This is a genomic window from Corynebacterium sp. 239_CJEI (assembly GCF_001055995.1).
Lineage (GTDB): Bacteria > Actinomycetota > Actinomycetes > Mycobacteriales > Mycobacteriaceae > Corynebacterium > Corynebacterium jeikeium_D.
In genome coordinates this window covers 69,415-89,960 of record NZ_JVOW01000013.1, presented here as the reverse complement: position 1 = coordinate 89,960, position 20,546 = coordinate 69,415, and the positions used below count along the sequence as shown (strand labels likewise).

Annotated in this window: 13 protein-coding genes and 1 pseudogene; 9 read left to right on the top strand and 5 right to left on the bottom strand. The window is 58.4% G+C overall.

Annotation, left to right across the window (positions count from 1 at the left end; all coding sequences use genetic code 11):
• Positions 1-113: 113 nt before the first annotated feature.
• Positions 114-1,931 carry a 2-isopropylmalate synthase gene (leuA, locus tag ADB08_RS04355; RefSeq protein ID WP_049171178.1) on the bottom strand — a complete coding sequence of 606 codons (1,818 nt, stop codon included), beginning with the start codon at positions 1,929-1,931 and terminating at the stop codon, positions 114-116.
• A gap of 336 nt (positions 1,932-2,267) precedes the next feature.
• Here leuA and ADB08_RS04350 point away from each other — a divergent pair, with 336 nt between their 5' ends.
• Both ADB08_RS04350 and ADB08_RS04345 read left to right on the top strand, forming a co-directional pair.
• Complete coding sequence (locus ADB08_RS04350) at positions 2,268-4,901, top strand: YhgE/Pip domain-containing protein (protein ID WP_049171176.1); 2,634 nt, start codon at positions 2,268-2,270, stop codon at positions 4,899-4,901.
• On the top strand, positions 4,901-7,243 hold the full coding sequence (locus ADB08_RS04345; RefSeq protein ID WP_049171173.1) for a YhgE/Pip domain-containing protein: 2,343 nt from the start codon (positions 4,901-4,903) through the stop codon (positions 7,241-7,243). The genes ADB08_RS04350 and ADB08_RS04345 overlap by 1 nt, the downstream gene beginning before the upstream one ends.
• A 6-nt stretch (positions 7,244-7,249) precedes the next feature.
• Here the strand turns inward: ADB08_RS04345 and ADB08_RS04340 are convergent, their stop codons facing one another.
• Both ADB08_RS04340 and ADB08_RS04335 read right to left on the bottom strand, forming a co-directional pair.
• Positions 7,250-8,218: a class C sortase gene (locus ADB08_RS04340; RefSeq protein WP_049171171.1), complete on the bottom strand. Its 969-nt coding sequence runs from the start codon at positions 8,216-8,218 to the stop codon at positions 7,250-7,252.
• A gap of 156 nt (positions 8,219-8,374) precedes the next feature.
• Positions 8,375-9,385 (bottom strand): DMT family transporter, encoded by a 1,011-nt coding sequence (locus ADB08_RS04335; protein WP_193394151.1) that lies wholly within the window; start codon positions 9,383-9,385, stop codon positions 8,375-8,377.
• 502 nt (positions 9,386-9,887) lie between these two features.
• Here ADB08_RS04335 and ADB08_RS04330 point away from each other — a divergent pair.
• The 6 genes from ADB08_RS04330 (at position 9,888) to ADB08_RS04305 (ending at position 16,880) form a co-directional block, all read left to right on the top strand.
• Positions 9,888-11,153, top strand: coding sequence for an aspartate kinase (locus ADB08_RS04330; RefSeq protein ID WP_016421883.1), 1,266 nt, complete (start codon positions 9,888-9,890; stop codon positions 11,151-11,153).
• Between the two features lie 9 nt (positions 11,154-11,162).
• Positions 11,163-12,203, top strand: a complete 1,041-nt coding sequence (locus tag ADB08_RS04325) for an aspartate-semialdehyde dehydrogenase (RefSeq protein WP_049171166.1) — start codon at positions 11,163-11,165, stop codon at positions 12,201-12,203.
• An 812-nt stretch (positions 12,204-13,015) separates the two neighbouring features.
• On the top strand, positions 13,016-13,972 hold the full coding sequence (locus ADB08_RS04320) for an iron-siderophore ABC transporter substrate-binding protein (protein WP_049171163.1): 957 nt from the start codon (positions 13,016-13,018) through the stop codon (positions 13,970-13,972).
• Positions 13,973-14,023: 51 nt separating this feature from the next.
• A complete protein-coding gene (locus ADB08_RS04315; RefSeq protein WP_222865499.1) occupies positions 14,024-15,040 on the top strand; it encodes a FecCD family ABC transporter permease in 1,017 nt (338 codons plus the stop codon).
• Entirely contained in the window at positions 15,037-16,089 is a 1,053-nt protein-coding gene (locus ADB08_RS04310; RefSeq protein WP_370449632.1) for a FecCD family ABC transporter permease, read from the top strand. Before ADB08_RS04315 ends, ADB08_RS04310 begins: the two co-directional genes overlap by 4 nt.
• On the top strand, positions 16,086-16,880 hold the full coding sequence (locus tag ADB08_RS04305; RefSeq protein ID WP_016421888.1) for an ABC transporter ATP-binding protein: 795 nt from the start codon (positions 16,086-16,088) through the stop codon (positions 16,878-16,880). Before ADB08_RS04310 ends, ADB08_RS04305 begins: the two co-directional genes overlap by 4 nt.
• Here the strand turns inward: ADB08_RS04305 and ADB08_RS04300 are convergent.
• Together ADB08_RS04300 and ADB08_RS11295 are read right to left on the bottom strand one after the other, a co-directional pair.
• Positions 16,877-17,800 carry a siderophore-interacting protein gene (locus tag ADB08_RS04300; RefSeq protein ID WP_016421889.1) on the bottom strand — a complete coding sequence of 308 codons (924 nt, stop codon included), beginning with the start codon at positions 17,798-17,800 and terminating at the stop codon, positions 16,877-16,879. The two genes, ADB08_RS04305 and ADB08_RS04300, sit on opposite strands and share 4 nt — an antisense overlap.
• A gap of 111 nt (positions 17,801-17,911) precedes the next feature.
• A pseudogene (locus ADB08_RS11295) lies at positions 17,912-19,101 on the bottom strand (IS3 family transposase); the annotation flags it as partial.
• Between the two features lie 519 nt (positions 19,102-19,620).
• On the opposite strand from ADB08_RS11295, the gene ADB08_RS04285 reads away from it, so the two are divergent.
• Positions 19,621-20,268 (top strand): hypothetical protein, encoded by a 648-nt coding sequence (locus ADB08_RS04285; protein WP_049171148.1) that lies wholly within the window; start codon positions 19,621-19,623, stop codon positions 20,266-20,268.
• The last annotated feature ends 278 nt before the right edge of the window (positions 20,269-20,546 follow it).

Below are 20,546 nucleotides of genomic sequence, written 5' to 3'. Positions count from 1 at the left end.
CCGAGGGACCGCTGGATAGTTTGCCCCAAAAAGAAACTGACTAGGTTTATGACACTTTGAGCACAAATTTTGCCACGAAAGTGTCATAAACCTAGTCAGTAACTATGTGGAATTTAAGCCAGTGCGCGGTTGACCGCGCTGGTGACTGCCTTCAGCGACGCGTAGGTGATGGAACCAGCGATGCCGGAGCCCCAGACCTTGGTGCCGTTGACATCTGCGAGGACGTAGGCCGCAGCCTCGGCGTCGTCACCTGCGGTGCGAGCGTGCTGGACGTACTCCTGAACCTCGACGTTGATGCCGAGCTTCTCCAGGGCGTTGGCGTAAGCGGCCAGCGGGCCGTTGCCGACACCCTCGACGGTCTGCTCTTTACCCTCGTAGACGATGTGAGCCTTGATCTTGGTGGCATCCGACTCGTTCTGAGGGGCATCGACAGTCAGGGCAATCTGCTCGAGTGGAGCCTCGCGGTCCAGGTACTCACCTGCGAAGATGTCCCAAATCGCCTTGGAGTTGACCTCGCCGCCCTCGGCGTCGGTGACTGCCTGTACGACGGAGGAGAACTCAACCTGCATGGAGCGCGGCAGGTTCATGCCGTGGTCCGTCTTCATGATGTAGGCCACGCCGCCCTTGCCGGACTGGGAGTTCACGCGAATAACGGCCTCGTAAGAACGACCAACGTCCTTCGGGTCGATGGGCAGGTAAGGAACCTCCCAGGTCACCGCGCGCAGGTCCTCGTCGGAAAGCTCCTTGACGGCAGCGCCCGGGCGGACCTTGTCTGCCATTGCGTCGAGGCCCTTGTTCACGGCGTCCTGGTGGGAACCGGAGAAAGCGGTGAAGACCAGGTCACCGCCGTACGGGTGGCGCTCTGGAACGCGCAGCTGGTTGCAGTACTCGACGGTGCGGCGGATTAGGTCGATGTCGGAGAAATCAATCTGTGGGTCGACACCTTGAGTCAGCATGTTCAGGCCCAGGGTGACCAGGCAGACGTTACCGGTGCGCTCGCCGTTGCCGAAGAGGCAGCCCTCGATGCGGTCGGCGCCGGCCATGTAGCCCAGCTCGGCGGTGGCGATGCCGGTACCGCGGTCGTTGTGCGGGTGCAGCGACAGGATGATGGAGTCGCGGCGGTTGAGGTTGCGGTGCATCCACTCGATGGAGTCTGCGTAGACGTTCGGAGTGATCATCTCCACGGTCGACGGCAGGTTGATGATGATTGGGTTCTCCGGCGTCGGGTCGATGACATCAACCACGGCGTCGACAACTTCCTTGGCGTACTCAACCTCGGTGCCGGTGTAGGACTCCGGCGAGTACTCCCAACGCCAGTTGGTGTCCGGGTAGTCCTTCGCGATGGTCTTAATCAGCTCTGCGGCGTCGGTGGCAATCTTCTTGATTGCGTCCTTGTCCTTACGGAACACAACATCGCGCTGCAGGATCGAGGTGGAGTTGTAGAAGTGAACGATGACGTTCTTAGCGCCGGCACATGCCTCGAAGGTGCGGCGAATCAGGTGCTCGCGAGCCTGAACCAGAACCTGGATGGTGACGTCGTCCGGGATCATGTTCTTCTCAATGATCTCGCGAACGAAGTTGTAGTCGGTCTGGGAAGCGGACGGGAATCCGACCTCAATTTCCTTGTAGCCCATCTGGACCAGCAGCTCGAACATGCGGCGCTTGCGCTCCGGGCTCATTGGGTCAATCAGCGCCTGGTTGCCATCGCGCAGGTCGACGGCACACCAAACCGGTGCCTTAGTAATGCGCTTGTCCGGCCAGGTGCGGTCCTTCAGCTGGAAGTCCTGAACTTCCTGGTCGTAAGGCAGGTAGCGGTTGGTTGCCATCTGGGAGTTGCGCTGCTTATTCCAAGCAGGCTGTCCTTCCGGAATCTCGCCAGCAGGAGTGGAGATTACAGAAGGAGCGGAAATAAAAGCGTCGGAAGGAGACATGTTGTGGGCCTTTCTAATTCGGACTTTTCTTGTAGGCCGGCACAACTAACCCCGCGACGGGGAGCCGGCCTTAAACCCAAGCCCCGCCGCGGCATAGAAGCAGTAGTCCGCGTTGCATGTGATGTACCTTACCCCGTTGGTTATATGAATTTCATCATTCGGGGGTTTTAGTGGGGGAAATATGCGCGGGTTTCTGTGCCGTAAGAGTTCTGCGTCGTTAGGGGCTGTGCGGTGGGGCTCCGTGCAGTGAAAGGCGTTGCCGACGGCCCCACCCATCGATAGTTCTAAAACTAGTACCAATGTATTTAGTGGATTAAAGATGATAGCGTCCTTAAGGTGCAAACTAGCTGGTCTATTCTTAAGCGAGACTTGCGCCGTCTCCGCAATAGCCCAAGAGTGTGGGTAATCATCATCGGCGTGATGATCACCCCTGCCTTGTACTCCTGGTTCAACATCCCGGGCTTCTGGGATCCGTACGAGCACACCGAGAACATCGGTGTGGCAATTGTGAATGAGGACAAGGGCGCGAGTTCCTCGGTTACCGGAAGCCTCAATATCGGTAACCAGGTGGTCAAACAACTAAAACAAAATCATGAACTGGGCTGGCAGTTCCCCGATGCCGAGAAGGCAGACCGGGACCTAAAGCGCGGCAGGGTCTATGCCGAAATCACCATTCCGCCGAATTTCTCGCAGGAAATGGTTGACCTGATTCAAGGGCAGGGGCATCCAGCAAAGCTGAAATACCGCGCTAACCAGAAGATCAACGCGATCTCGCCGCACATCACGGCGCAGGGCGCGTCCGGTATTGATGGTCAGATTTCCGCTTCCTTTAATAAGGAGATTGCGAAGGCGGTCACCGAGGAGGTTAAGGAAGCTGGCGGCCTGCTGCAGGGCCGGTTCGATGCGGCTCGTCTCAATTCCGCTGACGCTTTCCAGGATGTCGCCGATGCGGTTGCCAATAGCCGCGATGAAGTCGGTGCTATCCAGGAGCAGATTGGCAATCTGCAGCCGACGATTGCGCAGATCAAGAAGACTCTCGGCAGCGTGGACACGGCCCTCGATGACGCCCAGGATGCGTTGACGCAGGTGCAGGCGATTACTGGTGAGCTCAACAACGAGGTCCTGAATTTCTCCGCGGATCTCAACGACGCCTACTTGCAGGGCAGCACCGCTCTGGTGGAGGGCACCGGTAACGCCAACGCCGCGATTGGCGCGATGACTGGCAATCTGCAGGGCGCAATTTCCCGTTCGGATTCTGCGACGGCTGCGGCGGAGGACATCGTCAACCAGGCGGATCAGGTCATTGGTGGGCTGAATTCCCTGCTGGAGGCCAACCCGCTCAATGGCCCGGATAAGCAGGCAATCCAGCGCACCATCGATGCGCTCGACGAGAGCAACGCCACCAATAAAGAGCTGGTGGAGGGTCTGAAGAACGTCTCCGGCTCGGCGCAGGGAACTCTCGACTCCCTCAACGCCACCAGCGAGGCATTGGCGCAGGCCACTAAGGACGGCAAGGCCGCCTCGGATCAGATTCGTCAGGCGTCCCAGGACGCACTCCCGCAGTTGAGCAAGGCGCTTAATCAGCTCAACGCGCGCGTGGGTTCGTACGCGGCGGCGCTTGGCGCGCAAAAGGACACCGTCAAGGAAACGTCCGCGCTTCTCGACGCTACGAGTGGGCAGCTTTCTGCTGCGGATCAGGTCCTCGAGAGCTTCAAGGCCGACCTTGATGGTGTGCGCGATGGTCTGGAAACTGCGCGTCTCGATGTCCTTACCCTGGGCACCACCGAAGAGCGCGAAGCCATGAACATGGTCAACGACCTCGATCCTGAGGGTATCTCGCAGTTCCTGAGCGATCCGGCTGAGGTTAAGACCGAGGCCGTGTTCCCGGTGGATCACTACGGCTCGGGTATGGCGGCGCTGTTTACCAACCTGTCGTTGTGGATTGGTGCGTTCATTCTGATTGTGATTTTCCGCGTGGAAGTCGACGCGGAAGGTTTCAAGGAAATCACGGTGGGCCAGGCGTACATGGGCCGCACATTGCTGCTGGGCATCATCGCTACTTTCCAGGCGCTGATTGTCTCTATCGGTGACATCGTCATTGGTGTGCAGCATGTCAGCGCGGTTGCGTTCGTCCTCACCTGTGTCGTGGTGGAGTTGTGTTATCTCGCCATTATTTACAGTTTGGTGGCGGCGTTTGGCCACGTGGGACGTGGTATTGCCGTAGTGCTCGCGTTTATTCAGATTCCTGGCGCCGCCGGTCTCTATCCAATTGAGATGACCCCGGACTTCTTCCAGGCGCTGAATCCGTTCTTGCCGTTGACCTACGGCATTGATGCTCTCCGCGAGACCATTGGTGGTTTCTACTCGAATTACTACCTGAAGAACATGCTCACCTTGATGGCCATGGCAGTGGTCGCCTACGTGGTCGGTTACTGGCTGCGCCGCAGCCTGTCCTCGGTCAATGTCTTGGTTAACCACCAGCTTGAAGAGGGCGGACTGGTCAACAACGAAGAAGTCCACCTGGTCGGTAGCGGATACAAGCTCAGTGACCTCGTCTTTGCGCTGCGTAACCGCGAGGAGTACCAATCGCGAGTCGACGAGCGGATGGAGAATCTGCGTGGCAGCTACACGCTGTTCATGCGCATGGCCATTGGCATCGCCGTGGCCGCCCTGGTGGTGCTGGGTATTTTGGCCCGTAACTACCCGGATCAGAAGGCCCTGTTCTTCGGTCTGGCTTGCCTGTTTGTGCTGCTCTGCCTCGCCTACATCGCGGTGCGCGAGTACGTCAAGCAGTCTGTGATTCACGCCCAGGAGCTCAGCGAGATGTCGGAGGAGGAGCTGCGCGCCTACATGGAGCACCAAACTTCCCATCCGCATGCGTACTCGCTGGAAAATGCTGGTGATTCGTTTGAGCCACAGGCGAAGGTGTCGTCGGCAAGCGTGAAGACTTCCCCAGAAGGTGAAGCCTAATGAGAAACGTTCTTGAAATTGTGCGGAATGACTTTCGGGTGATCCGCCAGAACACGATGACCGGCATCATGGTTTTCGGTCTGGTGCTGATTCCGCTGCTGTTCACCTGCTTTAATGTGCTGGCCAGCTGGGAGCCGTTTGAGAACACCGAAAAGCTGAAGATTGCGGTCGCCAGTAATGACCGTGGTCATCGCACGGATATCGGTGCGATTGACGTCAACTTGGGCAATGAGGTGCTGTCGAAGCTGAGCCGTAACCACGAAATTGACTGGCAGATTACGGATTCTGAGGACGCCATCGACGGCACTAAGTCCGGTGACTACTACGCGGCAATCGTGCTTCCGGAGAACTTCAGTACTGAACTGATGACCTTCTACGTCCGGGGCACCAAGGCGCCTAAGCTGACGCTCTATACGAATGAGAAGAAGAACGCGCTTTCGTCAATCATTACGAGTAAGGGCGCGAGTGGCGTTATTCAGGAGATTGACAAGAACTTCACGCAGGTCGTCGCCAGTGTTGGGCTGGGCGTGATCACCTCGCTGGATGAGTATCTAAACACCTCCGACTCCAAGCAGGCACTGACGCGCGTGCAAAACCGCGTTGATGACACCGCCGCGCGGCTGCGCTCCGGTGCGCAGACTGCTCGTTCGCTGTCCACGCTGGTGGAGACCACCGTGCCGCTGGTGGAGACCGCGGATTCCATTTTGGAAAACGCTGGTGCGCGGATGGACATTCTGCGCAATGGTTCGGGTGACGGCAACGTCGCAGGCGATCTGGAAGCCGCGGTCGGCAATGTTCGCGACTCGGTTAGCACGGCGCTCGACGCAACGCAGTCGAGCTACGAAGGCGTGCGCGACCGCGTCAACGAGCTTGTCGACGGCACCCAGGCCACCAGCGGCGCGACCGCAGATACCTTTGACGCGATGGCGGCCAAATTCGGCCAGCAGGCCGACGGTCTGACTGCGATGCGCGACCGCCTGGAAGACACCGTGGGGGCAGTGGTTCCGGGTGTCGCTAAGCCGGGCTACGACCGCGCGATTTCCGATCTGAACACCTCGATTGCTCGCACCCGTGGGCTGCAGGAGAGTTTCTCCGCCGTGGCGGCGGATTTGCGCGGTGGCCGGGATACGGGATCGTCGATAAGCCAGGCGAAGGACGCTTTCACGGCTGCGATTGCCGCTGTGGAAAATGCCAAAAACTCCTACGAGCAGAACCTGCGCCCGCAGATCGACGCACTGTCGGAGCCGGTGTCGCGTCTGAGCAACGACATCGAGGTCATTGGCGAGGACATTCGCGGCATCCGCGGTACGATTTCCGGCTCGCCGGTGGATACGCTTCGTAAGACCAGCGCCGCCACGATGGGTCTGAGCACCCGCTTTGATGATTTGGCCGCTCGCTTCGACGAGATTCACAACGCGCTGGAAGAGGCGAAGGACACCGGTGACCTCTCGCGAATTGCTGAGGCCGTCGGTGATGACCCAAGTGCCCTGGCAGCGCAGTTGGCCGCGCCGGTGCAGGTCGAGGAGGACCCCGTCTTCCCAGTCCAGAGCTTCGGTGCGGGTATGGCGCCGTTCTATGCGACCCTCGCGCTGTGGATCGGTGCGCTGCTGTCGTCGGTACTGATCCGCACCACGGTCCGTAGCCGCGACGGTCAGAAGGTCGGCGATGAGGTCGGTGCTGATGAGGTCGAAGCTGCGCTCGATGATGCGCAGAGCGATGAGGCGCTCGATGATGCGCAGAGCGATGCAGCCGCTGAGGTCGGCGATGATGCTGACGCTGAGGCCGAGAAGTCCAGCGACCAGCAAATCAACGCTGCCCAGACCGATGACTACACCCGCGTCGAGAAATACTTCGGCCGGTTCGCCACCTTCGCCAGCGTGGGCCTGGTTCAGTCCACACTGATGGTGTTGGGACTCCAGGTGTACGTGGGCATCGAGCCCGCGCACCGATTCCTGATGCTGCTGGCCGGCTGGGTGATTTCGCTGGTGTTTATGATGATTGTCTTCTCGTTCGTCTTCACCTTCGACAACGCCGGCAAGGCCATCTGCGTGCTGTTGCTGGTGATGCAGGTCTCGGCCGCAGGTGGCGCGTATCCGCTGCCGCTGGTGCCACAGTGGGTCCAGAACATTAGCCCTTGGCTGCCGGGTACCTACGCGATCGATATGTTCCGCAGCTCCATCGCCGGTATCTATGAGGCAGACTACTGGAAGCTGATGTTCATGTTGGCGCTGTTCATCATCCCGTCGCTGATTCTGGCGCTGGGCCTTCAGCGCATCTTTGAAAAGGGAATCAACGAGATCAAGAACGCAATCGAGGAGACGAAGGTGATGGCGACTTCGTAAGGGGGCCTAATCCTCCGCCTCGTCATTCTCTGTCTCGTCGCTCTCGCGCTCGGCCTCCGGTTCGCTCTTGCCGTCGCGCGAGAGCTTCCGCAGCCACCAAATCAGCAGCGCAATAATCACCGCCGCTGCTGCCAGGATGGCCCACATCCACCACTGCCACTGCGAACCGCTGCCGTCGAACACGGATTCCTCGTCAGGATCCATCGGCACCTGGTGCCCCGTCACCAGCAGGCGGTGCGTGTTAATGCCGTAAGGCGTGCACGTAATCAGGGTGATTAGGTCTTCTCCGGGGACGCGTCGTAAAGCATCGGTTTCATCCGGCTTTACGACGGCTACGTCGTGGACCTCATACTTCAACTTATGACCCGCGACTGCGATGTAGAACGCGTCGCCCTTTTTGACCTTGTCGAGGTTGTCCCACAGCGTCGCATTTTGCAGACCCGTATGCGCCGACAGCGACGCGTGGCGACCTTCACCCTCGCCCACGCCGCCGACCGGGAAGTCGGTGCCGTAGAGGTGACCGACCCCGCGCGAAAGCGATTTTTCCGAAGTGCCGTGGAAAATGGGCAGGTCAGAGTTGATGGACGGGATGACGATGCGGCCGAGCGCGTCGGTCTCGCCAAGCACGTCGAGGTAGTGACGATAGCGCTGGTACTCCGGGGAAGACTCGTCATCGGAGGTGGTCCAGGCGTCGCCGGGATTGACCTCGCCGAGGCTGGCGTTGTACTCGTGGGCCTCGTTCCAGGCGGTGTCCAAGACCTCAGGAGGAGCGGATTTCTCCAGCTTGGAGTACTCATCTGCGGCGCGGGCCTGCAGGAAATTGTTCCACTGCGTTGCGACAACCGGGTACAGCAGCACTCCCAAACCACCAATGATCAACAGCAGGGCGATGATGGTGTTCGAGTTGAGCTTCTTGCCTTTTTGGGGCTTTGCTTTGGTGTTGGTTGCCCGCTTGGAATGGGAATGACGCCCCATCGAGTCCTACCTTTGGTGACCTTGTGCATAGCGGCCACGGGTCTTTCTCACCAGGGACAGTTCCCGGGCAGGGATAGCCAGGCCGACAAATCGCTAACGACTTAATAAGTGCAAATACCAATTTATGTCATGCGGCCCGGGAGAGTTGAACTCTACTTACCGCGCGGCGGCATCGGTGGAGTCTGTGGTGGTGATTTCGGTGCTTGGGGCGTCGGTGCTTGGGGTGTCTGCGGTGCTTGGGGTGCTTGCGGCGGTGGAGGTGGCCTCTGCCGGCCGAGCCGCCAGGGCAATAGTGGCAGAAATCATGGTCACCAGTGCGATAAACAGCGCCACCCACTGCACACCAACTGCCTGGAAGCGCTCACCAAGAACGATGTATCCCAAGCTGAAGGCAACGATCGGCTCCACGACGGTCATAGCTGGTAGCGAAGCTTGCAACGGTCCCGCGTTAAAAGCCGCCTGCTGCAGGCCGACGCCAATAACCGCCAGTGCCACCAGCAGCCATAGTTCCCAGGAGAGCAGGAGCTGGACGAGTCCGCCGTTGACATAGGTATCGACCACCGACTTAGACAGCAGCGCGACGAAGCCGTACAGCCAGCCGGTTGCCGTGCCGAGCAGCAGGGCCTTCGGGTTCTGGCGCAGCACTCCGCGCTGTTTGGTGTCTGAGCCGCCACCGGCGCCGGTGCCGGTGTTGGGCCACTGAACTGCAGCGGCGTAAAGCCCGCAGGTGACCACGCCACCGACGGCAAGAGCCCATCCCCACAGGTAAGTGGGGATATCGGTGGAGCCGGCAGTCGGCTTGCCGAGCAACACCAGCGTCGCCACCGCAAAAGTAAGCGCCACGGACCAGATCATCTCTGACTGCGAAATCCGCCGACCGTTGACCTTCGCCGCCAGCGGGAGCGTGAGCATCAGCTTCATGACCAGCAACGGCTGCACCAGGAGCAACGTGCCAAATGCCAACGCCGCGACTTGAAATGCATACCCGGCAATCGCCAAGGTCGAGCCCAGCCACCAGCGCGGCAGCTTCAGGGTTTTCGCCACTCCGCGAAGTGTGCTGGTGCCCTCTTCCAGTGTTCCGGAGAGGTTGTGGCGGATGACGGTTCCCCACGCGATGCTGAGTGCGGACAGCAGTGCCAGTATCGCTGCGAGAAGGTCATTGTTCACGTAGGGAATGCTAGGCATGCAACACTTGTCATGTCCACTTCGCAGGGGTTGAGCGGGGCAGTGCTTGGTGTCTTCAGCGTCTCGGGAATCAGCTGGTTCGGCTAAGAAGCTGACTGAGCTCGGAGCCCGGGAGTTAGGGAGTGGAGCTGGCTGAGCCCGGGGTTACTGGCACAGTACCGAGAGTTACTGACTAGGTTTATGACAGTTTCGAGGTATTTTGAGGCATATTTTTGTCATAAACTTAGTCAGTTTCACATTTGCAGCCCGCAGCAGCGTCCGATCCACACCCAACCGACACCCCAAACACCCCAAACACCCAACCCACACTCGAAAACCAGCCACGATACCCCGCAACCCCTACGCAACCCATTCCAAACCCTCCACACAACCCCCGCAAGCTACGTTTTGGTAACCCACTATGTAATTACGAATGCGACTCAAGTAAATTGAGTCAATAATAGTTACGTGCATATAGTTGCCTAGTTTTTGGAGGTTGCCGACCATGGCACTGGTTGTGCAGAAGTACGGTGGTTCATCCCTGGAGAGCGCCGAACGCATTCGTCGTGTTGCAGAACGAATTGTGGAAACCAAAAAGCAGGGCAATGACGTCGTGGTTGTGTGCTCCGCAATGGGCGACACCACCGATGAGCTTCTGGACCTCGCTGAGCAGGTCAACCCGGTCCCGCCGGGACGCGAGATGGATATGCTCCTGACCGCCGGTGAGCGTATTTCTAATGCACTGGTCGCTATGGCGATTGCAAGCCTCGGCGCCTCGGCTCGGTCTTTCACCGGTTCACAGGCCGGCGTGATCACCACGGAGCGCCACGGTAACGCCCGCATTGTCGAGGTCACTCCGGGCCGTGTCCGTGAGGCTCTCGATGAGGGCCATATCTGCCTAGTGGCCGGTTTCCAGGGTGTAAACCGCGAGACCAAGGACGTCACTACGCTGGGCCGTGGTGGCTCGGATACCACTGCGGTTGCCCTCGCGGCAGCCCTAGAGGCGGACGTCTGCGAGATTTACTCCGACGTGGACGGCGTGTACACCGCGGATCCGCGCATTGTGCCGGACGCACAGCGTTTGGACAACATTTCCTTCGAGGAGATGTTGGAGATGGCCGCGGTTGGCGCGAAGATTTTGCAGCTGCGAAGTGTCGAATACGCCCGTGCGTTTAATGTCCCGTTGCGTGTGCGTTCGTCGTATAGCAATGAACTTGGCACCCTTGTTGATGGATCGATGGAGGATATTCCTATGGAAGAAGCAGTGTTGACCGGTGTGGCGCATGACCGCTCCGAGGCGAAGGTGACCGTGCTGGGCATTCCGGATGATCCGGGCCAGGCGGCGAAGATGTTCCGTGCTGTTGCGGATGCGGAGATCAACATCGATATGGTGCTGCAGAACGTCTCCACCGTCGCGGATAACCGCACTGACATTACTTTCACGTGCCCGCGCGAGGATGCTCCGAAGGCGATGGCGTTGCTGAAGAAGCTGCAGGCTGACAACGACTGGAAGGACGTGCTTTACGACGATCACGTGGGCAAGGTCTCCTTGGTCGGTGCTGGCATGAAGTCCCACCCGGGTGTGACTGCGACGTTCTGTGAGGCGCTCGCTGATGAGGGTGTGAATATCGATCTGATTTCCACTTCTGAGATTCGTATCTCGGTGCTGGTTAATGACCAGGATGTCGACAAGTCTGTGAAGGCCCTGCACGACGCTTTCAATCTCGGTGGAGACACTGAGGCTGTTGTTTACGCTGGTACGGGACGTTAAGGAGTTTTCATGACCACGATTGCTGTTGTTGGTGCCACTGGCCAGGTTGGTCGTGTGATGCGCACTCTTCTGGCGGAGCGTAATTTCCCGGCCGATAAGGTTCGTTTTTTCGCTTCTGCTCGTAGTGCGGGCAAGGAGTTGGAGTTCCGCGGCGAGAAGATTGTTGTCGAGGATGTCGCGGCTACTTCGGATGAGGATCTGAAGGGCATTGATGTCGCGGTGTTCTCCGCTGGCGGCACGCTGTCGAAGGAGCAGGCGCCGCGTTTTGCGGCTGCTGGCGCTGTTGTTGTTGATAACTCGTCGGCGTGGCGTAAGGATCCGGAGGTCCCGTTGGTGGTCTCCGAGGTCAACCCGGATGCTTTGCAGGACATCCCGAAGGGCATTGTCGCGAATCCGAATTGCACCACCATGGCCGCGATGCCGGTTCTCAAGCCGCTTCACGACGAGGCCGGGTTGCAGCGTCTGCGTGTGTCCTCCTATCAGGCGGTCTCGGGTTCGGGCCTTGCTGGTGTGAATACTCTGGCTGGCCAGGTGCGCGAGAACATCGACAACCTGGAGAAGCTGACCACTGATGGTTCGGCTCTGGTTGCGGAGGACTTTGGTCCGTATGTCGCACCGATTGCTTTCAACGCGCTGCCGGTGGCTGGAAACTTTGTTGATGATGGTTCGCTGGAGACTGATGAGGAGCAGAAGCTCCGCAATGAGTCCCGCAAGATTCTGTCTATCCCCGAGCTGGCTGTTGCTGGTACTTGTGTGCGCGTTCCGGTGTTCACTGGCCACACGCTGGTGATTCACGCTGAGTTTGAGAATGCTCTGTCCGTAGAGAAGGCAACCGAACTGCTGGAGTCCGCGCCGGGCGTGAAGGTCGTCGACGTTCCGAATCCGCTTGCCGCCGCTGGTGTGGATGAGTCCCTGGTGGGTCGTATCCGTGTCGATCAGTCGGTTCCGGAGGGGCGTGGCCTGGTGCTGGTTGTCTCTGGCGACAATCTGCGTAAGGGCGCTGCTCTGAATACCATCCAGATTGCGGAGTTGTTGGTCGCTGACCAGTAGTTGAGCGCAGTACTTAAAAGCGCAAAAAGTTAAGCCTCGGCACTTAGCGAACTTCGTGCTCTCAATGACAACTACTCCCCACTAGTCGGTAACTGATTTCTCAGTCCAACTAATGGGGAGTAGTTCACATTGTTGCGGTAGGGGGCCTATTTTTTCTTATTGACGCCCACGCTTTCCGCTTGGCTGCAGCGCCAGCGGAATGTGAGATTGTGCGAGCGCAGTGCTGGGGGGGGGATTGCGTCACGGGAGGCGCCGGCGCCCTATTTGGCGGCGTGAGGATGTGCAGATGTCGCTAGACCGGGGATGCGTGGCCGACGGCGCCGTATTTGGGGCGCTAGCAGGGGTGAATGTCGCTAGAACGGGAATGCGTTAAAGACACTGATTTGCAGCTCCGCAAAACTGCAGGTCAGGGAATTGTCGCAAAATTCGGAGGCGCGCCTGTGCTGACAGATTCCCGTTCTAGCGACATTTCGACCTTCGAAGTGCAACTTTTCCGACAGTTGGTGCCACGAGTTGCAATAGCGCGAGCATCTCGGCATTGAGAGCCAGGGTGGCTAGGGTGGCCAGGGCGGTGACAGTGGCCAGCGTGGCGACGGTGGCCAGCGTGGCGACGGTGGCCAGGGCGGCGATGGAGTCGGTAGCGGCCGAGCGGGAAGCGGACTAACTTAGGGCAGCCTGTTGTGTGGTTAGCCTTACCTGTGTAATATAGACCCGATTACTGTGTTGGCCGTAGCCGAAAGAGGCCATCAGTCTCTTGGGGCTACGGGTACTTTACAGCGTCTCAAAGAGTTCCTTACACGTTAGGCTTTCACATGTTTCGAAACAATTCGCTGACCCGTCGAGCGGCGCTGAAGACCGCCGCTGTCTTGGCAGCATCCACTCTTGTTCTGTCTGGTTGCTCCCGAGGCGACGACGCGGCGGCGTCAAAAAATGAGGGCACCGGGGATGAGCGCATCGCCGCAGTTGGCCTGGGAGACAGCGATACCTTGCTCGCTCTAGGCATCCAACCAGTCCTCGTAGCGCCCTGGGGTGCTGAGGGAGATGTTGATGCGTCTGGCGTCGGCCCATGGGCTACCGAAAAGCTCGGCGACAACAAGCCTGAAGTGGTTTACGGTACTGCCAACGGATTCACTGCTGAAATCCTGGAGAAGATCTCCGCCGCTAATCCGGACAAGATCATTGCGGTGAACTCTGCCGTAGACGCGCAGGCGAAGAAGGCGCTTAATGACATCGCCCCAACCACCGTTAAGCCAGACGGTGCCACGGACTGGCAGATCCCCTGGCGGGATCAGGTCAACCAGATCGCCGGCGCTGTAGACAAGCAAGAAGAAGGCGACAAACTCGTCGAAGAAACGCAGAAGGCCTTCGATGATTTCCAACAGCAGCACCCTGAGCTCAAAGGCAAGCGTGCGGCTATCGTCATGCCTTATCAGGGAAAGATCGGCCTGTACACCTCCGGTGACGGTCGCGGGCAGTTTATCAAGAGTCTGGGCTTCGAGATCCCGAAGGAGCTCGAAGGTAACGGGGGCGAGTTCTACCGCGACATCGCACCTGAGAACTACAGCGACCTCAACAACGTCGATTACCTCTTCATCCTTGATTACCAGGGTGCCGCCGATACCTTGAAGAAGGATCCAACATTCAGCAAGCTGGACGTTGTTCGCGAAGGCAAGGTCCGCTGGATGGACGAAAACGTGGGCAATGCAATGAGTATGCCGAACCCATTGACCATCCCCTGGGCAGTCGACAAGTTCTCTGACGCAATTTAATTGAAAGTGTCCGTTTCAAGAACTCGATATTCTTTGGTGTTTTCCCGGCGTTTGCTTACTTCGGCCGCACTCGTTGGCTTGGCTTTGCTGCTGCTTGCCTCCCTGTACTTGGGTTCCAAAGATCTTTCCATTGGCGAAGTGACCAGCATCCTCATGCATGGTCCGCACCCATCTACGCAATCCGGCATCAATGCTGAACAGTCCGGCATCATTTGGGACTTGCGCGTTCCGCGCACCCTCTTGGCTGTGATCACAGGCGCAGCCCTGGCTATGGCGGGTGCCATTGCTCAGAGCTGGACCCGCAACCCCCTGGCAGATCCCGGCATTATCGGCGTGAACGCTGGAGCAAGTTTCGCAGTCGCTGCGGCACTGACCTTGGGCTGGGCAACGACGGTCGGGGAGCGGACACTTGTAGGGCTCGTCGGGGCGGCCGTCGCTGCCTTAATCGTGCTGTTGATTTCCCGCGTATCGCGTAACCCGCTAACTCTGGTACTCGTGGGCGTGGGAGTTACCTTCGCCCTGCAAGCGGCCACGAATATGCTGAGCCTCTATTCTTCCGACACCCTGGAAGGGCTCCGCCGCTGGACCGTTGGCTCTACGGCTGGGCGGGGTATGGAAGACGTGGCCTTAGCTGCTTTAGGTCTAGCACTAGGTGCTCTATGCGGTGCGCTTGCAGCACGCCCGCTGGATCTACTTGCGATGGGAGAGGACTCCGCCCGTTCCCTTGGCAGCTCGCCCACGAGAACCCGCTTGTTGGCTGCCGCAGCGGTGATCATCCTCGCCGGCTCGGCGACAGCCACTGTGGGGCTTGTGACATTCGTGGGCTTCGCCGTGCCACACCTATTACGCCCGTTTACCGGCCCGTCCCTGACTCGCCTCTTGCTGCCGACCGGCATTGTTGGTGGCGCGGCTGTGTTGCTAGCCGATATTGTGGGCCGCTTCGTCCTGCAGCCTAACGAGCTGGAAATGTCCATTGTCTTAGCTATTGTCGGTGCCCCAGTGATGATTCTGGCGGTGCGACGTAAGAAGAGTTCACCGACCTCGAATGACTCGGAGCTGACGATATGAGCGATATGACGTCTATCCGTAGTATTAAGCGTTCACGAAGCAGACGCGTCCTGGCGGCTTCGGCAGGGTTCGCCCTCATAGCGGCTCTTTGTTACTGCTTAATCCTGGGGCAAGGAGCGGTGAAGCTCAGCCCGATGGAAGTCATCGAGGTTCTCACCGGTGGGGGCACACAGCAAGCAATCAACGTGGTGTGGGATCTCCGCCTGCCTGTAGCAATCGCTACCGTTCTGGTCGGCGCGGCTCTAGGGCTGGCAGGTGCGTGGACTCAGACCATGGCCCGCAATCCGCTGGCCAGCCCGGACATTCTCGGTGTATCCGGCGGCGCGGCGGTTTTGGTTGTGGCGGGCACCGTAGTTACCCGCCCTGCATGGAGTGAGGGGGCGCCGACGTTCTGGTGGCGTGCTGCACTCGCTTTGCTTGGCGCACTAGTGATCGTTGGTTTGCTCGTTCTACTCGGTGGCTTCGGGACGTCGCAGCGCGTAGTGGTCATCGGCCTGGCACTGTCTTTCCTCACGCAGTCTTTAGTGCAGTATCTCCTGCTCCGGGCTGACTTAACTCGTGCCACGGATGCCCAAACTTGGCTCGCTGGGTCTACCGGCTTTGTGCGTATGGAAGCTTTGTTGCCTATGGTGTTGGGCCTGTTGCCCTTCGTAGTTTTAGGCCTCTGTGTTACGCGCGATGTCCCTCTTCTTTCTCATGATGACGCCACCGCGTCCACACTTGGGGTAAATGTCACGAGGGTGCGCGCTATTTTGCTCATTGCCGCAACGGGCATTGTCGCGGTGGTGGTTTCCTTTGTCGGCCCAATTGGATTCGTGGCACTATTGGCTCCTCAGCTGGCCAAGCTGGTGGCCGGAACGCCCACGCCCCATCCGTTGTGCTCTACTTTTGCAGGCGCTGCTCTATTAGCTGCGTGCGCCGTCGTGGCGGGCGCACTGCCATTTACATCCCCTGTGGGTTTGGTTACCGCCATCATCGGTGGCCCCGCGTTGGTGTTGCTTGTGTGGTTGGCGGCCCGTCGCGGAACTCTGAAAGGAATGGTTCAATGAACGTTCAAGTTGATCACGTCACCGTGGGCTACAACGACGGCCCAAGCATTGTTAAGGACGTGTCTTTCACTGCAGAGCCCGGGAAGGTCACCACGCTCTTAGGCCCCAATGGTTGTGGCAAGTCGACGTTGCTCAAGACGCTTTCTCGGCTGCTTGCTCCCGCCGAAGGACGGGTTCTTGTAGAGAAAAAGGACGTGCATAGTTTGCGGTCGCGCGAAGCCGCCCAACTAATTGCGCTTTTGCCACAACACCCGCTGTGTCCGGCGGGATTGACCGTTGGAGAACTTGTGGAGCGCGGACGGCACCCTTATCGTCGATCGCTCTGGGGTGGGGGAGCGACGGCGTCAGAAGATAAAGAAAAAGTGCGCGAGGCGCTGAAGAAGACGAAGGTTGACCATCTTGTTGCCCGCGACGTGGCGGAGCTTTCTGGCGGCCAGCGGCAGCGGGTCTGGATGGCGATGGTGTTGGCGCAGGATACGCCAATTGTGCTGTTGGACGAACCGACTACCTACCTAGATCCGGCACATGCGATAGAGATTCTAAGTATCGTGCGGGAGCTCGCTCAAGAGGGCAAGACGGTGATTACCGTACTTCATGATCTTGGCCTGGCGGGAGCTTTTAGCGACGAGATGATCGTCATGAAGGAAGGGGAAAAGATCGCCGAGGGTTCTCCAAAGGAGGCTCTGACGGTGGATGTGTTGCGCGAGGCATATGGCCTGAATGCCGAGGTGTGGGAAGATCCCCGCGGTATGGCTCCGATTATTGTGCCGCGAGGGATTGTGGCTAATTAAGGCCGTGCCCTGCCTAGGAACCAATAGGGGCACCACTGCACGGATTCGCTATTGAGGCCCCAGGTGTGAATTGCGTGGCGCCGTACTTCCTTGCAGAGCTGTCCTTCACCCGCGACCCAGACGTACTTCGACTGTGTTGCGGGGTGTTCGGCACGGTCCAGTTGCTGTAGGTGGGACATCACTGCCGTGCTGAAGTCCGTTGTAGCGCTAAACAGCACTTCTAGGCTGCCCAGCTTGCTCTCCCAGTCGGCGACGAGGGATGGCTCGAGGTCACCATGGTTCTCGGCGACCACTACGAGGTGTATGTCGCGCAACTGTTCCGGGGCAAACGCATCCGCGTAATCCAAAATGGCGCGAACGGAAGGTACGGCAGATGGGTCTGCGATAAGTGTTTGTGAACTTTGCGCGCGGTGCCAGAGGCCCTGGCATGTCCAGATGCCTACCTGGTCGCCAACACGAGTTGCAAGAGCCCAGGCGAGCCCTGGTCCGACGTGCTCATCCTTTGGATTTTTGACGCCATGTGTCGCCACGTCGAAAGTTATCTGTCCGCACTCGGGATCGAGTGAGCGTACGGTGTACCAACGTAAATTTGGGCGTTGGGTCTCCGGCATGGCTGTAACGCTTGCGCGGATATTGGCGCCACCTCCGTGGAGGGGTAAATGGAGATTCTCGCCGGGCTTAGCCGGCATAAAGAGGCCAAAGAATTCGTCCGGGCCGGAAAGCTGAAAGCCGACTAGCTCGGGGGAGCGGATGACAATCCTCTGCAGGTTTTCTGCCGGGGCGCTGACGTCATAAACAGTGGCGCGGATGATTCGATGGTGCGGTTCAGAAGGGGCGGCCAAGAGTAGGTGGTCAGAAAAGGCCGCGCGGTAGGCGGAAGTGTTCGTCGGAGTGTTCAGGGTAACTGGGTTCGAGGTCATAGTGGGAGTTAACTTACCCTTACCTAAAGCAAAAGTGAAAGGGTGAGGGGCAGAAAAAGCCCCGCGGGGATCCGAGGTGAACTGGTCCCCGAAAGTTGGACTGGTTTAACTCTAGGCGGTTAGGGCTTCAAGGGTCTGATTTCGATATTGCATCGGGGTCAGGCCCTTGAGTCGTTGTTGGACGCGTTCGGTGTTGTACCACCCGATGTACTCATCGATCGCCTGGTTGAACTCTGCGACCGTGTCGAAGACTTCACCGTGGTACATCTCGGTTTTCACGTGCCCGAAGAAATTTTCCATGACCGCGTTGTCGTAACAGTTGGCTTTACGCGACATCGACTGAACACCACCGTTGTCGCCAATCAGGTCACGCCACGAGGCATGCTGGTACTGGAAACCTTGGTCAGTGTGCATCATCCACCCGGGTTCAGGTGCCCACGCCGCGATCGCCTTGGACAAAGAATCGGTGGTCAACGCTGTCGACGGCGATGTAGCCACAGTGTGGGCAACGATTGAACGGTCGAACAAGTCCATCACCGGTGACAGGTAGACCTTGCGGCCTGCAACCCTGAACTCGGTGACGTCGCTGACAAAGACGGTATTTGGCTGATCCGGGGTGAATTTGCGGTCAAGTTTATTGTCAGCAATGCGGCTGATCGTCCCGGTGTAGGAAATATACGGTCTGCGCTGGCGAATCTTAGCTCGAAGCCCCATCTGGCGCATGAGTTTGTAGACGAGTTTGTGGTTGACCACCCACCCCTGGTTACGCAGGTCAAGTAGCACTCGCCGGTAGCCGTAGCGATGCTTGTTACGCTCGAAGCTTTCCCGAATCGCTTGCTTGAGCTCGGCGTGCTTATCTGGCTTACTGAGTCGTTTCTGGTGGTAGAAGAACGTCGACCGTGGGATACCTGCTGCCTCTAGGAGGTACTCCAAGCGGTGGTGCGACTTGAGGATGACAATCGCCTGGACTTTCAGGCGCGTCCCTGATTCCTCAAGTCCCGCAATTTTTTTAGATAGGCATTTTCGGCCCGCAACCGTTCGTTTTCGCCACGCAGCTTGTCTTCCTCCGACAGCGGCTTCGGCGTGACCGATCCTTTGGGTCTGCCCTTCGGCTTCGGTTTCAACGCGTCATCGCCGTCTTTGCGCCATTTCCACGACCACCCGCGGACCAGCTGCTGTGATGACAGGCCAAATTCACGTGCAAGATCCATCGCTGTCTCGCCAGCAAGGTGGCGTTGGACAACTTCCTTCTTGATCTCGAACGAGTACTGCTGCTTAGTCGGTTTCTCCACAAGACATAGCCTGCATGCAGCTTAAACCGACGACAGAGCATACGGGCGGCATACTTGGAGACACCAAGGGCATTGGCAGCGGCTGTATAACCCATGCCTTGCTCAAATAGTTCAACCAACTGCTCGCGCTGATATTCACTTAGCGAACTTCGTGCTCTCAATGACAACTACTCCCCACTAGTCGGTAACTGATTTCTCAGTCCAACTAATGGGGAGCAGTTCATTAGGTGCCGAGGCTTTTCTGCTGGAAAAGGCGAGCCTGGTTTGGGGTGACCAAACGGCTAGCAATGTGACCCGTGACATGCGACGTTTGGGCATAAGTGCAGGTTAAATTTTGCCGTTATTCTGTTTCCAATTTCCTGGCTGAAGTGGGTCGAATTTCTATATTGTGACCGTTTTTCATCACCGGTACGGTTTTCGTGTGAGCACGGCAGTGGCCGCAAAGGAGAAGGCGAGAAGCCCTTTACCTTCAGCTCTGGGCATCGCGCCACACCATTTATCTACACTTCATTTTTCTAAAGGATCATCATGGATAACCTGTGCAATATCTGCGAACTGATTTCCTCCTTGCCAGCACCGGCTCCGCTGCCGGTACCTGAGTTCAACGTGAACTTCCCGGAGGGCCCACTGGTTCAGGTCGACTCACTGTTCCCGAACTTCCACTCTCTGACTGAGGGCGGCAACCTGGGTCTGCAGAACGTCGGTGGCGATCAGGACAACGCTCTGCAGAACGTTGGCGGCAACCAGGGTCTCCAGAACGCTGGCGGCGATCAGCTGAACGGCGGAGACCAGATTGGCGGCGACAAGCTGGACAAGGGCGACAAGGTCGGCGGCGACCAGGTTAACGACAAGGGCCAGATTGGTGAGCGTCAGTCCGGTTTCCAGACCGGTGGCCAGGACCAGAGCCTGCAAAACGTCGGTGGCGACCAGGGTCTGCAGAACGGTGGCCAGGAGCAGGGTCTCCAGACTGGCGGTAAGAACCAGAACGGCCTTCAGACTGGCGGCCAGGAGCAGGGCCTGCAGACCGGTGGTAAGAACCAGGGTGGCCTCCAGACTGGCGGCCAGGAGCAGGGTGCCCAGACCGGCGGCAACAACCAGGGTGGCCTGCTGGCCGAGGACGGTGCGGGTGACAACCTGCCAGTCGACCTGGACCTCACCGGTGCAAAGGCTATCTAAGGCCGTTTAAGCTGACTTAGGCACTGCACTACAATGACACTGCGCAGCTATTAGCTCTCGCGGCTATTAATACGTAACAGCGCACGAGCGCCTTCTCACTCCTTGCGGAGTGGGGAGGCGCTTTTTTGTGTTTATAGCTGGCGACGTTGGGTCGATCCGAGTTACTGACTGCGTTTATGTCAAAAATGGCCCGAAAAATGTCCTGAAAGCGTCATAAACTCGCACAGTTTCACATTTGCAGTCCCCTATTCAGTCGCGTTTTACATAACGTGATCTGT

Excerpts from the sequence above, each read along its gene's own strand:
- leuA (WP_049171178.1), bottom strand. The coding sequence starts at position 1,931 with ATGTCTCCTTCCGACGCTTTTATTTCCGCTCCTTCTGTAATCTCCACT.
- ADB08_RS04345 (WP_049171173.1), top strand. The coding sequence starts at position 4,901 with ATGAGAAACGTTCTTGAAATTGTGCGGAATGACTTTCGGGTGATCCGC.
- ADB08_RS04340 (WP_049171171.1), bottom strand. The coding sequence starts at position 8,218 with ATGGGGCGTCATTCCCATTCCAAGCGGGCAACCAACACCAAAGCAAAG.
- ADB08_RS04330 (WP_016421883.1), top strand. The coding sequence starts at position 9,888 with ATGGCACTGGTTGTGCAGAAGTACGGTGGTTCATCCCTGGAGAGCGCC.
- ADB08_RS04325 (WP_049171166.1), top strand. The coding sequence starts at position 11,163 with ATGACCACGATTGCTGTTGTTGGTGCCACTGGCCAGGTTGGTCGTGTG.
- ADB08_RS04320 (WP_049171163.1), top strand. The coding sequence starts at position 13,016 with ATGTTTCGAAACAATTCGCTGACCCGTCGAGCGGCGCTGAAGACCGCC.
- ADB08_RS04310 (WP_370449632.1), top strand. The coding sequence starts at position 15,037 with ATGAGCGATATGACGTCTATCCGTAGTATTAAGCGTTCACGAAGCAGA.
- ADB08_RS04305 (WP_016421888.1), top strand. The coding sequence starts at position 16,086 with ATGAACGTTCAAGTTGATCACGTCACCGTGGGCTACAACGACGGCCCA.
- ADB08_RS04300 (WP_016421889.1), bottom strand. The coding sequence starts at position 17,800 with ATGACCTCGAACCCAGTTACCCTGAACACTCCGACGAACACTTCCGCC.
- ADB08_RS04285 (WP_049171148.1), top strand. The coding sequence starts at position 19,621 with ATGGATAACCTGTGCAATATCTGCGAACTGATTTCCTCCTTGCCAGCA.